General features: G+C 66.9%; 13 protein-coding genes. 5 read left to right on the forward strand and 8 right to left on the reverse strand.

The genetic code is table 11. The annotated features are described in order from the left end of the window. The first annotated feature begins 24 nt into the window (after window positions 1-24). The 3 genes from alc to MBR110_RS08225 are packed head-to-tail and all read left to right on the forward strand — an operon-like array spanning window position 25 to window position 1,804. Window positions 25-1,038 carry an allantoicase gene (gene alc / locus MBR110_RS08215; RefSeq protein ID WP_059734897.1) on the forward strand — a complete coding sequence of 338 codons (1,014 nt, stop codon included), beginning with the start codon at window positions 25-27 and terminating at the stop codon, window positions 1,036-1,038. Beyond that, the gene (locus tag MBR110_RS08220) at window positions 1,035-1,547 is read left to right on the forward strand and encodes an ureidoglycolate lyase (protein WP_059457004.1); all 513 of its coding nucleotides are present in this window, start codon (window positions 1,035-1,037) and stop codon (window positions 1,545-1,547) included. The genes alc and MBR110_RS08220 overlap by 4 nt, the downstream gene beginning before the upstream one ends. A 59-nt stretch (window positions 1,548-1,606) precedes the next feature. Next, window positions 1,607-1,804, forward strand: coding sequence for a hypothetical protein (locus MBR110_RS08225; RefSeq protein WP_034195327.1), 198 nt, complete (start codon window positions 1,607-1,609; stop codon window positions 1,802-1,804). A 581-nt stretch (window positions 1,805-2,385) separates the two neighbouring features. Here the strand turns inward: MBR110_RS08225 and MBR110_RS08230 are convergent. Continuing rightward, window positions 2,386-3,579 (reverse strand): urate hydroxylase PuuD, encoded by a 1,194-nt coding sequence (locus MBR110_RS08230; RefSeq protein ID WP_059474460.1) that lies wholly within the window; start codon window positions 3,577-3,579, stop codon window positions 2,386-2,388. Window positions 3,580-3,632: 53 nt separating this feature from the next. Continuing rightward, window positions 3,633-3,986, reverse strand: a complete 354-nt coding sequence (gene uraH / locus MBR110_RS08235; protein WP_046426965.1) for a hydroxyisourate hydrolase — start codon at window positions 3,984-3,986, stop codon at window positions 3,633-3,635. A gap of 480 nt (window positions 3,987-4,466) precedes the next feature. Between uraH and MBR110_RS08240 the strand changes: the two genes are divergently transcribed. Beyond that, window positions 4,467-5,879 carry an 8-oxoguanine deaminase gene (locus tag MBR110_RS08240; RefSeq protein ID WP_059696430.1) on the forward strand — a complete coding sequence of 471 codons (1,413 nt, stop codon included), beginning with the start codon at window positions 4,467-4,469 and terminating at the stop codon, window positions 5,877-5,879. Between the two features lie 63 nt (window positions 5,880-5,942). Here MBR110_RS08240 and MBR110_RS08245 read toward each other — a convergent pair whose 3' ends face one another. Next, window positions 5,943-6,872: a LysR substrate-binding domain-containing protein gene (locus tag MBR110_RS08245; RefSeq protein WP_011885102.1), complete on the reverse strand. Its 930-nt coding sequence runs from the start codon at window positions 6,870-6,872 to the stop codon at window positions 5,943-5,945. A 215-nt stretch (window positions 6,873-7,087) separates the two neighbouring features. Further along, window positions 7,088-7,297 (reverse strand): dodecin, encoded by a 210-nt coding sequence (locus tag MBR110_RS08250; RefSeq protein WP_006755984.1) that lies wholly within the window; start codon window positions 7,295-7,297, stop codon window positions 7,088-7,090. Window positions 7,298-7,418: 121 nt separating this feature from the next. On the opposite strand from MBR110_RS08250, the gene MBR110_RS08255 reads away from it, so the two are divergent. After that, complete coding sequence (locus MBR110_RS08255) at window positions 7,419-8,312, forward strand: NAD(P)-dependent oxidoreductase (RefSeq protein WP_014723191.1); 894 nt, start codon at window positions 7,419-7,421, stop codon at window positions 8,310-8,312. A 74-nt stretch (window positions 8,313-8,386) separates the two neighbouring features. On the opposite strand, the gene MBR110_RS08260 is transcribed toward MBR110_RS08255, so the two are convergent. The 4 genes from MBR110_RS08260 to MBR110_RS08275 form a co-directional block, all read right to left on the reverse strand. Beyond that, a complete protein-coding gene (locus MBR110_RS08260; RefSeq protein ID WP_014723190.1) occupies window positions 8,387-8,833 on the reverse strand; it encodes a hypothetical protein in 447 nt (148 codons plus the stop codon). A gap of 342 nt (window positions 8,834-9,175) precedes the next feature. After that, on the reverse strand, window positions 9,176-9,607 hold the full coding sequence (mscL, locus tag MBR110_RS08265; protein ID WP_011885098.1) for a large conductance mechanosensitive channel protein MscL: 432 nt from the start codon (window positions 9,605-9,607) through the stop codon (window positions 9,176-9,178). Window positions 9,608-9,831: 224 nt separating this feature from the next. After that, a complete protein-coding gene (locus MBR110_RS08270) occupies window positions 9,832-11,004 on the reverse strand; it encodes a tetratricopeptide repeat protein (RefSeq protein ID WP_046426989.1) in 1,173 nt (390 codons plus the stop codon). A gap of 75 nt (window positions 11,005-11,079) precedes the next feature. Continuing rightward, window positions 11,080-11,760, reverse strand: coding sequence for a PspA/IM30 family protein (locus tag MBR110_RS08275; protein WP_011885096.1), 681 nt, complete (start codon window positions 11,758-11,760; stop codon window positions 11,080-11,082). Window positions 11,761-11,976: the final 216 nt, after the last annotated feature.

Genomic DNA, 11,976 nt, shown 5'->3' on the forward strand with positions numbered 1-11,976 from the left:
TGCATCACCGAACAAGGACACATCATGGCTGTTCCGCTTCTCGATCCCGCCGCGCCCGATTTCACCCGGCGCTACGTGAACCTCGCCGACCCGCGCCTCGGCGCGCAGGCGCTCGAAGCCAGCGACGACTTCTTCGCGCCGAAGGAGCGGATGCTGAACCCGGAGCCGGCGGTCTTCATTCCGGCCAAGTACGACGACCACGGCAAGTGGATGGACGGCTGGGAGACGCGCCGCAAGCGCACGACCGGTTATGACTGGTGCATCGTCAAGCTCGCGCGGCCCGGCGTGATCAAGGGCGTCGACATCGATACCAGCCATTTCACCGGCAACTTCCCGCCGGCCGCTTCGATCGACGCCGCGTACGTCGCCGACGGCGCGCCGACGCAGGCGACCGAGTGGATCGAGATCGTGCCGTCGACGACGCTGCAGGGCAACAGTCACCATTACGTCGAAGCGCGCGACGCGCGCGCGTTCACGCATCTGCGCGTGAACATCTATCCGGACGGCGGCGTCGCGCGGCTGCGCGTGTACGGCCAGCCGCAGCTCGACTGGGCCGGCGCGAGCGCGACCGAGCAGTTCGACCTCGCGGCGATGGAAAACGGCGGCTACGTCGTGGCCGCGAACAACCAGCACTTCGGGCTCGCGTCGAACCTGCTGCTGCCGGGCCGCGGCGTGAACATGGGCGACGGCTGGGAAACGCGTCGCCGTCGCGAACCGGGCAACGACTGGGCGATCATCGCGCTCGCGCAGCCGGGCGTGATCCGGAGGATCGAGGTCGATACGGCGTTCTTCAAGGGCAACTACCCGGACCGCTGCTCGATCCAGGCCGCCTACATGTCGGGCGGCACCGACAGCTCGCTGATCACGCAGTCGATGTTCTGGCCGGTGCTGCTCGGCGAGCAGAAGCTGCAGATGGACAAGCAGCACTTCTTCGAACCGGAGATCGCCGCACTCGGGCCGGTCACGCACGTGCGCCTGAATATCATCCCGGACGGCGGCGTATCGCGTCTGCGCCTGTGGGGGACGCTCGACAAATGAAGACGCTTGCAATCGAACCGCTGACCAGGCAAGCGTTCGCCCCGTTCGGCGACGTGATCGAAACCGACGGCGCGAAGCAGATTCCGATCAATCTCGGCACGACGATGCGCTTTCACGATCTCGCGAACGTCGACGTGACCGACGCGGGCGGCCGCACGCTGGTCAACCTGTTTCGCGGCCAGCCGCGTGAGCTGCCGTTCGAGGTCAGGATGCTCGAGCGGCATCCGCTCGGCAGCCAGGCGTTCGTGCCGCTGAACGAGCGGCCGTATCTCGTCGTCGTCGCGCCGGCGGGCGAGCTCGATCCGTCGAAGGTTCGTGCGTTCGTGACGAGCGGCTGGCAGGGCGTCAACTACGCGAAGGGCGTGTGGCATCACCCGCTGATCGCGTTGGGCGAGGTCAGCGACTTCATCGTCGTCGATCGCGGCGGCGACGGCCTGAACCTGAACGAGCAGGACCTGCCGGAATCGCTGTGGCTCACCGAAGATGCGCTCGAGGCGGTGATGGTCTGAGCGCCGTTGCCGTAGCAGCGATCGTCGAACCAGCCCGCGCGACACGCGCGGTTTTTTTTATGTCGGTGCGCTTGGGGATCGCGGTGTGGGTGGTGGTCGGCATTCGTCAGCAACACTGCGAGGCAGTGCGGCGCACGGCCACGAACCGACACGCAGGGCAGTACGTGTGGCTCGATCGCGCCGATGCGCATGCGATCGTCGCGACGCGTTGGCGCGTGAAGTACGGTTGCCGGCCCGGTGCCGATGCGTCGATCTGAAAGCGAACGCACGGCCTCGCTGAGCACGAAGCGGACGGGGCGTCGTCGTTCGAGGCGATCGTCGCGTTTCGTCGAAGCCGACGCGATGACCGTCGCGGCTGGCTGGTGTTCGTGTCGCCGTCCGGCGATTCGCACAGCGCCGTTTCGCCGTCCCGTCGCAAATCTTCGGGCTGCAATCGTGATGGGCGTGCAGCTGGAACGAGCGTTCCGGGTCCATTCATGATGCCGACCAGGAAGCCCGCCGCGAGACGGCGGCCGTGCGACGCAACCGGCCCGTGTTTTTCCGCGCCGCATGAATCGCGCTGAGCGCGCATTCCGATCGCGCCGCGTCGCATTCTCTACACATTGTTCACAGCAGGGCGCAACTGTACCGTGACGACGGTCACGCATCACGATCACATCTTCCTGCCGTTCGACGACCTCCCATGAATCTACTGCTCGTGCTGCAGCGTGAAGCGATGTGCGGCTGGCGCGACGGCCGTACCTTCGCGCCTTCGCACGTGCCCAAAAAAACGGGTCCGTCTCCGGGCCCGCATCCACCAACGTATCCCACCGGCGATCACACGCCGGCTCACAGCGCCTCACCTCACCGCGCCGCCCTCGAACCAAGCGGCGAGCTTCACGCGCTCGTCGTCGGTCATGTGCGTGACGTTGCCGATCGGCATCGCCTTCAGGCGCACGGCTTGTTCGTAAATGCGCTGCGCGTTCTTCGACACTTCGTCCGGCGTGTCGAACATCACGCCGGCCGGCGCGCTGCCCATCAGCGTCGGCTTGGCCGAGTGGCATTCGATGCAGCGCTGCTGCAGGATCGGCATGATGTCGTTGACGGCGAGCTTCGGCGCGTTCGCGGCCTCGGCCTGCGGCGCGACCGGCTTCGGCATCGTCCACACGAGCGCGCCCGACAGCAGCGCGACGCCGCCGATCGGCAGGTACCACAGCTGCTTGCCGCGATGACGCATCACGAAGAACTGACGAATCAGCGCGCCGGCCAGCATGATCAGCACGAGCACGACCCAGTTGAAGCGGTTCGTGTACGTCATCGCATAGTGGTTCGACAGCATCGCGAACACGACCGGCAGCGTGAAGTAGGTGTTGTGCACCGAGCGCTGCTTGCCGCGCTTGCCGTAGATCGGGTTCGGCTCTTCGCCCTTGAGCATCTTGTCGACCATCTTGCGCTGGCCGGGGATGATCACGAAGAACACGTTCGCCGACATGATCGTCGCGAGCATCGCGCCGACGATCAGATACGCGGCGCGGCCCGCGAAGATGTGACACGCGAGGTACGCGGCGATCACGACGTAGATGCCGACGCAGATGCCGAGCACGCGATCGTTGGTGCCGAGGATGCGGCACAGCGAGTCGTAGACGATCCAGCCGGCCGCGAGAAAGCCGAGCGCGGACGCGACCGCTACCACCGGCCCCATGTCGAGCACGCTCTTGTCGATCAGGTAGGTGTTCGGCGCGAGCAGGTAGAGCACGAAGAACAGCGAGAAGCCCGACAGCCACGTCGTGTACGACGGCCACTTCGACCAGTGCAGGTCGTCGGGCATTTCCGGCGGCGCGACCGTGTACTTCTGCATGTTGTAGAAGCCGCCGCCGTGCACATGCCACAGCTCGCCGAACACGCCGCGCTTGCGCTGGTTCGCGTCGGTCGGCGGCTTGAGGCTGTTGTCGAGCGCGACGAAATAGAACGACTCGCCGATCCACGCGATCGCGACGATGACGTGCAGCCATCGCAGCGCGAGGTTCAGCCAGTCGGTGATGAAGCCTTCCATGAAACTCCTCCAGACTCAGATCGTTGTCTTCGATGCAGGCGCCGATGCGTATGTCAGCTGCCGCGATAGGTGCTGTACGACCACGGCGACACGAGCAGCGGCACGTGGTAGTGCGATGCGGCGTCGGCGATGCCGAAGCGCAGCACGACGCGGTCGACGAAGCGCGGTTCGGGCACCTTCACGCCGAGCGACGCGAAGTAGTCGCCGGCATGGAACACGAGCTCGTATTCGCCGGCGGCGAGCGCCGCGCCTTCGAGCAGCGGTTCGTCGCAGCGGCCGTCGCTATTGGTCAGCACGGTCTTGAGCGCGCGGCGCGTGTCGCCGTCGAGCGCGTAGAGGTCCACCTTGACGGCAGCGCCGGGACGACCGTGTGCCGTATCGAGTACGTGGGTAGTGAGCTTTCCCATTCGTTGTGTCCTTATGTGAATGCGAGGTTCGGCGGCGACTCGATCCATTGACTGTGCGGCGGATCGAGGCTCCACGTCACGTGGCTACATACCCGTCGGCGAAATTGATGCGAGCGCCGTGCAGGCATTGTAAGAAGGTTCCCGCGCAAATACGGACGCGATATCAAAGATAATGCGCCGCGCATGAACGGCTGTCGACGGCCGTCCATGCGCGGCCGGGGCGCGTGTGCGCTGCGTCCGATCGCGCTGCGCCGCGTACCATATCGAAACCGTGAAGCGCAGTATTCGGTTTCGCGCATTGTGCGCGGCGCGCGCTTGCGCGATGCTGCCGCGCGTACCCCGAAGACGGCATGCATGCCGGGTAACCGGGCCAGCGCGTTCGAACGGACGCAGGCACCGGTGCGTGCCGCGCAGCAGCGTTCGAACGGCCTTCAGCGTCTGCGGGAGCGGCTCCCGCAGACGGAACGACGCGGAGAACGCATGAACCTCGAGCAGCACGCCGGCGCACGCGCGCCACAGCCATCCTCATCCCGCCCGACGACCTTGCTGGTCAAGCACGCCGACGTGCTCGTGACCATGGACGACACGCGCCGCGAGCTGCGTGACGCCGGGCTTTACATCGAGGGCAACGGGATCGTCGCCGTCGGGCCGAGCGCCGAGCTGCCCGACACCGCCGACGAAGTGCTCGACCTGCGCGGCCATCTGGTGATCCCGGGGCTCGTGAACACGCATCACCACATGTACCAGAGCCTCACGCGCGCGGTGCCGGCCGCGCAGAACGCCGAGCTGTTCGGCTGGCTCACGAGCCTGTACCGGATCTGGGCGCATCTGACGCCGGAGATGATCGAGGTGTCGACGCTCACCGCGATGGCCGAGCTGCTGCAGTCGGGCTGCACGACGTCGAGCGATCATCTGTACATCTATCCGAACGGCAGCCGGCTCGACGACAGCATCGGCGCCGCGCAACGCATCGGCATGCGCTTTCACGCGAGCCGCGGCGCGATGAGCGTCGGTCAGCGCGACGGCGGGCTGCCGCCCGATTCGGTCGTCGAGCGCGAGCCGGACATCCTGCGCGACACGCAGCGGCTGATCGACGCCTATCACGACGAAGGACGTTACGCGATGTTGCGCGTGGTCGTCGCGCCGTGCTCGCCGTTCTCGGTGAGCCGCGGCCTGATGCGCGACGCGGCGGTGCTCGCGCGCGAGCGCGGCGTGTCATTGCACACGCATCTGGCGGAGAACGTCAACGACATCGCGTACAGCCGCGAAAAATTCGGCATGACGCCCGCCGAATATGCGGAAGATCTCGGTTGGGTCGGTCACGACGTCTGGCATGCGCACTGCGTGCAGCTCGACGATGCGGGCATCGGCCTGTTCGCGCGCACCGGCACCGGCGTCGCGCACTGCCCGTGCTCGAACATGCGCCTCGCATCGGGCATCGCGCCGATCGGGAAGATGCGGGCGGCGGGCGTGCCGGTCGGGCTCGGCGTCGACGGGTCGGCGTCGAACGACGGCGCGCAGATGGTCGCGGAAGTGCGGCAGGCGCTGCTGCTGCAGCGGGTCGGCTTCGGGCCCGACGCGATGACCGCGCGCGACGCGCTCGAGATCGCGACGCTCGGCGGCGCGAAGGTGCTCAATCGTGACGATATCGGCGCGTTGAAGCCCGGCATGGCCGCCGACTTCGCCGCGTTCGACCTGCGCCAGCCGCTCTTTGCCGGTGCGTTGCACGACCCGGTCGCGGCGCTCGTGTTCTGCGCGCCGTCGCAGGCGGCCTATACGGTGGTGAACGGCAAGGTGGTGGTGCGGGAAGGGTGGCTCGCGACGCTCGATCTGCCGCCGGTCATCGAGCGCCACAACGCGCTTGCGCAGGCGCTCGTGGATGCGTCGCGCTGACGCGGCGCGCGCGAACATGCGCGGCCGGCGTTGCGTCTTCCGGCCGTGCCCCGCCCGCTACGCTTACGCCTCGATCAACGTGCGCGTCGCTTCGGCAACCAGGCTGCGCAGCCAGCGCACTTCGTCCGAGTAATGGCAGCGTTCGTGCCACAGCTGGTAGTACTGCATCGGCGGAAAGTCGAGCGGGGCCGGCACGACCGACAGCGGCAGGAACTTCGCGTAATGGTCGGCGAACAGGCGCGTCGTCGTGAAGATCAGGTCGGACTTCACGAGCACATACGGCGCGAGGTTGAAGTACGGCAGCGTGACGACCACGTGACGCTTGAGCCGTTCGCGCGCGAGATGCACGTCGATCGCGCCGCGCTGGCCGACCGAATACGGCGTCGGCGCGAGGTGCGGCGCGTTCAGGTACTGATCGAGCGTAAGCCCGCCGCGCTTCGCGAACGGATGCGTGTTGCTCATCAGGCAAACGATTTCGTCGACGAACAGGTTGGACAAATGCAGCTGCTCGGGCGGCTCGGGCCAGTTGCCGACGACGATGTCGAGCTTGCCGTCTTCGAGTGCCAGTTCGTAGTCGAACGCGGGGCCGAGCGAGTGGAATTCGAGTGTCGCATTCGGCGCGGCCTGTCGGAAGCGTTCGACCACCGTCGGCACGAACAGCACGTTCAGATAGTCGGGACAGCCGATCCGGTAGCAGCGGATCGACGTGGCCGGGTCGAAGCTGTGCTGCTGAAACTTGATGCGCTCGATCTCGCGCAGCGCGTTCTGTACCGGCTCGAGCAGGCGCAGCCCGTATTCGGTCGGCACCATGCCGGACTTGCCGCGCACGAGCAGCGGGTCGCCGGTGATGTCGCGCAGGCGGCGCAGCGCGGCGCTGATCGCCGGTTGCGACTGGTTCAGTTTGACGGCCGCGCGCGTGACGCTGCGCTCCATCAACAAGGTGTGCAAGACGCGCAAGAGGTACGTGTCGATCGCCTCGCGTTGCTGACTCATGGTATCTCCGTTTATATGTCCAGGCTGATCGAGGGGGAGGTGGGGTATATCGTTTTTAATATGGAAGAAAATCAGCGTCAAGCGATGGATACCCGCGGCCGCGAGCCGGACGGGCCTCGCGCGAAGGGCGGTACACGGGCGCGAAGACCAACGCGGACGCGCGTTGCACGCATCCGCGGGCTTCGCGCGCCGGGCTTCCGGGCGCGTTCGGCGCGTCAGTCGTCGATGCGCATGCCGACTTTCAGCGTGACCTGCCAGTGGATCACCTGATCGCCTTCGATGTGTCCGCGCGTTTCGGTGACCTGAAACCAGTGCAGGTTGTGCAGCGTCTTGCCGGCTTTCGAGATCGCGTTGCGGATCGCGTCGTCGCACGATTGCCGCGACGATCCGGTCAGTTCGATCAGCTTGTACACGTGGTCGCTCATGATGGGCTCCGTGAAATGTCGGTATGTGCGGGGCCCGACGCGCGGCCGCGCGCACCAGGCCTGTTTGAGTGATAGGTATGATGGGCGGCAACTGCAACCTTGATTGGAGGCGACGAATATCGTGGAAATCGGATTTTGCGGACCGGGACTGATGGGCGCGCCGATGATTCGGCATTTGCTGGCGGCGGGGCACCGCGTCGGCGTATGGAATCGCACGCGCGCGAAGGCGGAGGCGCTCGAGCAGGACGGCGCGCGGGTGGTCGACACGCCGCGTGAACTGGCCGAGCAGGTCGATACGGTGTTCGTGTGCGTGCTCGACGGCCGCGCGGTCGGCGACGTCGTGTTCGGCGCGCACGGGCTGCTCGCCGGCGACGCGAACGCGCGCCGCGTGCAACGCATCGTCGATCACTCGAGCATCGCGCCTGCCGCGACGCGCGATTACGCGGCGCGTGCGGCGGCGCTCGGCGTCGGCTGGGTCGACGCGCCGGTATCGGGCGGCGTGCCGGGCGCGCAGGCCGGCACGCTCGCGGTGATGGCCGGCGGCAACGCTGTGGACCTCGAGGCGGTGCGGCCGCTGATCGACCGCTACGCGTCGCGCATCACGCATATGGGCGACGCGGGCGCGGGACAGACGGCGAAGCTGTGCAACCAGGCGATCGTCACCGCGACGGTCACCGCGATTGCCGAAGCCGTGGGCCTCGCGCAGGCGAGCGGCATCGACGCCGCGCGTCTGGCCGACGCGCTGGCGGGCGGCTGGGCGGATTCGGTACTGCTGCAGACCTTCGTGCCGCGGATGACGTCAGCCGGTCATCCGTCGATCGGCGCGCTGAGCACGTTTCAGAAGGATGTCGATGCAATCGCGGACGCGGCCCGCGACACGGGCGCGGTGATGCCCGTAGCGGCGACGGTGCAGCAGGTGTTGCGGCTGGGCGCCGCGCAGGGCCTTGCCGGCGCGGATTTCGCCGCGTTCATCGACATCCTGCGGCCCGGCAACGGACGCGGCGCCGCGACATGAGCGCGGCACGGCCGAAACGGTACGCGTGAATGGCAGATGGGCCGCCCTCGGGCGGCCCATCTTGCTGTGTCGGTTCAGCCGAGCGAGCGCGGCGTCGTGTCGCCGGCGTTCTGGCGTCCGAGCCCGCCGCGCAGGCTCGCCTTCGTGCCCGCACCAAACTCGGGCAGGATGCGCGTGCGGGCGCGGCTCGCGAACACGAGGAAGCCGAAGCCGTTTGCCTCGTACCAATAGCCGCCGTTCTCGAGACCGTCGAGCGGCTGTTCGAGTGCGTTGGCGATCGATTCGATGCAGCGCTTGCGGAGCTCGGCAATGGCCGGATAGGGCGGGTGTGCGCCGCGCACGCTGCACAGGAGCACGTCGAGGCCGGGCAGCACGTGGGCATAGAGGACGGGCTCGTCCTGCGCACGGGCGCGGGCAATCTTGGTGTCGAGTTGCGCGAACGGCTTCGAATGGCGCAATACCGCGAGGAACGACTCGTGGCCATCCTGTTGCGCGCGTCGACGTTTTTTCGGGAAGGACATAAACACTCGCCTCAAAAACAATTGCAAGAAATGCGGCACTTTCATGCGACCCACTCCCGGCTATGTACGCCGCATGTCGATCCTTTATAGCACACGAAAATGCTGCATTCGTGAGGTACGACGATCAATGTCTCCCGTCGACCCGCTTGCCACGATGATCGACACAGCCAGCGTCTTGGCGCCCGTACTGTCGTTTAGTCTCCATCATAGACCTGCTTTTCGCGCGCGTGCATTCGCGCGTCACAAAAAAGTGCGAGGCGTGCCGCGCCGATGAAAAAGGCCCGCACGTGGCGGGCCTGGCAGATACGGCATGACGCGGCGTGAGCCGGCGTGGTGCGGCGCTCAGCGCTGCTTCAGCGAATCGCGGATCTCGCGCAGCAGCAGCACGTCTTCGGGCGTCGCGGCCGGAGCGGCTTCGGCGGGCTTGCGCAGCTTGTTGATGAATTTCACCATCAGGAAAATGATGAACGCAAGGATCACGAAATTGATCGCCACGGTGATGAACGAGCCGTAGCCGAATGCGGCGACGCCTGCGGCCTGCAGGTCCTTGAACGAATCGGGATTACCCTTGAACGACGGCGGGATGGTGCCGAGCAGAATGAATTTGTTCGAGAAATCCAGACCGCCGGTCAGCACGCCGATCACCGGCATGATGAGGTCCTTCACGACCGAGTCGACGATCTTCGAGAACGCGCCGCCGATGATCACGCCGACGGCGAGATCCATCACGTTGCCTTTGACGGCGAACTCCTTGAATTCCTTGATTATGCTCATGAGCGGCTTTCTCCTGGTTGGGGCGGGGACAGGCGTGCCGCGACGCGCAGGGCTGCGAAGCGTCTGATCGGTGGGGTATCGGAGGCACGCCGATGGCCGCATGATAGCGAACGTGCCCCATTGTCGGTAGCCCATCTTGAGATGATTAACAAATCGATGGGCGCGCGCACTTCGATGCGGGAAGGCGCGCAGGCGGGCGTCGTGCGAGGTGTCGACGGGAACGCTCAGCTGTTGTCGTCGGTCCAGCCGTCGTCGTTCCCGCCGAGATCGACGCCGCCGCCGTTGCCGTCGCTCCAGTCGGTGTTGTCGCCGCGGCCGAGGTCGAAGCCCGCATCGTTGTTGTCGGGGCGGCGGCGCTGATCGTCGACGATCACCTCGCGCTCGACCACGCGCTCGCGTCCGCCGGACATCGCTTCGCCGAGCAGCACGCCGGTCAGCAGCCCGCCCATGCCGCCGCCGAAACCGCCGCCTTGCTGCACCACGACGGGCGGCTGCTGGGGCGGGTACGGTTGCTGCGGGTATGGTTGTTGCTGATACGGCTGGCCCTGCATGCCGGTCACGCGATCGGCTTCCTGCGCATACACGGAGCCGCTGCCGTTCGCGGGCGCGGCCGGCGGCGCGCTCGGATCGGGACGGCCTTCGACGCGAGCCTTCACGCTCGCATGCCGCTGTTCGAGTTCGTCGATCCGATAGGGCGGCACCGGGCTCTTGCCGCTCGACAGCGCTTCGACCAGTGCGCGCGCATCGGTTTCGATGCCTTCGAGCTCGCCGGTGAGCGCGGCGGCGCCGGGCGCCGTCGACAGCTTCGCGTCGAGTTTCAGCGGACGGATGTCGTTCAGCACGTCGGTGGCGCGCTTCAGCTGCGTGCGCCGTTCGTCGTCGGCGCGGCTGTCGCCCGCGGAGCGCGCGCGGCGCAGCGTCCAGCGCAGCACCAGCGCAATGATCGCGACGAGCAGGCCCAGCACGATCCACATGCCGGCGGACGGCCCGTGTTTCGCGGGCGGCGCGATCGGCGCGACCGAGGGCTGCAACGAGCCGGCTTGCGGCGCGGCAGGCGCAGTTGCGCGCGTACGTCCGGCATCCGCACGGATGCGCGCTTCGGTTTGCGCGAAGCGCGACGCGTCGGTGAAGCGCAGTTGCGGATCGAGCGTCCTGGCCTGCTGCAGCTGGGCGAGCGCGTCGGACGCGCGGCCTTCGCGGTCGAGCACCTGCGCGTACAGATAGCGCGCGTGCGCGTTGTTCGGATGGGCGTCGATGACTTGCGACAACTGCGTGTCGGCGCGTTGCCAGTCGCGCTGGGCGATCGACTGCTCGACCTGTTGCAGCGACGGGACCGCAAACGCGGCGGACGACAGCAGCATCAGCGAGAGGCCGAGTGCGGCGAGGGATTTCTTCATGATCGAACCGGGCATGCTTGCCCGCCTCCTGGATCGGTGCGCGCCGTGGACGCTCGGCCCGCGGCGCGCGTGCCGTTACTGCGCGGGCGTGTCGAGCTGCTTCTTCAGCGCTGCGAGGCGGTCTTCGACCGACGGGCCCTTGTTCAATGCGGCGAGCTTGTCGTCGAGCGCCTTGCCGCTCGACGTGTCGGCCGAGTTCAGGCGTGCGTCCGAGCGCGCATTCTGCAGCGCGACCTTGTCCTCGAGCTTCTGGAAGTCTTCCGACAGGTTCTTGCCGCCGATGCCGCCCAGTGCGCTCGCCGCGACGTCCTTCGCCTGCGCGATTTCCTGCTTCGCCTGCAGGATGTTCGAGCGGGCGTTCAGATCGTTGCGGCGCGCCCGCATGTCGGCGATCTGCCCCTTCAGCTTGTCGACCGATGGTTCGAGCGTGGTCAGCTCGGCCGCGAGCGCGTCGCGCTCGGCTTCCGCGTTCGCCTGCGCGGCGAGCGCCTCGCGCGCGAGCGCTTCGTCGCCGGCCTGCAGCGCGCGCTTCGCGCCGTCCTCGTACTTCTTCACCTTGTCGTCGGCCGCATCGCGCTTGCTGCGCTGGGTCGCGACCTGTGCCTCGATTTCGATCAGCGAATTCTCGGCACGGCCGATGCTGTCGTCGAGCTCCCGCACGATCTGCCGTGCGTCGCGCGACGGATCCTGTACCGAATCGGCCGCGTCGTTCAGCAGGCCCTTGATCGTGCGCGAAACAGAGTCGAAAAGCGACATGAAATCCTCCGTGGTTTGAAAGGTGCCGCGTGAGCGGCAACGCCCGTCGCGAATCGGTTCCGACCCGCGTGAGCCGGCGGATATTACACCGCCGCCCGCTTAAATACGGCTTAAGTGCGCGAGTTCAAGCGCTGCGGGTCGCGTCGATTCGATGCTTTCGCGATTGAAAGCAACGGCGCGGCGCGCAGCGCGCTGCGCGACCATGATAGGCGCAGC

This window comes from Burkholderia sp. MBR-1 (assembly GCF_013822785.1).
In the GTDB taxonomy this organism is placed as follows: Bacteria; Pseudomonadota; Gammaproteobacteria; order Burkholderiales; family Burkholderiaceae; genus Burkholderia; species Burkholderia vietnamiensis.

Excerpts from the sequence above, each read along its gene's own strand:
- alc (WP_059734897.1), top strand. The coding sequence starts at position 25 with ATGGCTGTTCCGCTTCTCGATCCCGCCGCGCCCGATTTCACCCGGCGC.
- MBR110_RS08220 (WP_059457004.1), top strand. The coding sequence starts at position 1,035 with ATGAAGACGCTTGCAATCGAACCGCTGACCAGGCAAGCGTTCGCCCCG.
- MBR110_RS08225 (WP_034195327.1), top strand. The coding sequence starts at position 1,607 with ATGTCGGTGCGCTTGGGGATCGCGGTGTGGGTGGTGGTCGGCATTCGT.
- MBR110_RS08230 (WP_059474460.1), bottom strand. The coding sequence starts at position 3,579 with ATGGAAGGCTTCATCACCGACTGGCTGAACCTCGCGCTGCGATGGCTG.
- uraH (WP_046426965.1), bottom strand. The coding sequence starts at position 3,986 with ATGGGAAAGCTCACTACCCACGTACTCGATACGGCACACGGTCGTCCC.
- MBR110_RS08240 (WP_059696430.1), top strand. The coding sequence starts at position 4,467 with ATGAACCTCGAGCAGCACGCCGGCGCACGCGCGCCACAGCCATCCTCA.
- MBR110_RS08245 (WP_011885102.1), bottom strand. The coding sequence starts at position 6,872 with ATGAGTCAGCAACGCGAGGCGATCGACACGTACCTCTTGCGCGTCTTG.
- MBR110_RS08250 (WP_006755984.1), bottom strand. The coding sequence starts at position 7,297 with ATGAGCGACCACGTGTACAAGCTGATCGAACTGACCGGATCGTCGCGG.
- MBR110_RS08260 (WP_014723190.1), bottom strand. The coding sequence starts at position 8,833 with ATGTCCTTCCCGAAAAAACGTCGACGCGCGCAACAGGATGGCCACGAG.
- mscL (WP_011885098.1), bottom strand. The coding sequence starts at position 9,607 with ATGAGCATAATCAAGGAATTCAAGGAGTTCGCCGTCAAAGGCAACGTG.
- MBR110_RS08270 (WP_046426989.1), bottom strand. The coding sequence starts at position 11,004 with ATGAAGAAATCCCTCGCCGCACTCGGCCTCTCGCTGATGCTGCTGTCG.
- MBR110_RS08275 (WP_011885096.1), bottom strand. The coding sequence starts at position 11,760 with ATGTCGCTTTTCGACTCTGTTTCGCGCACGATCAAGGGCCTGCTGAAC.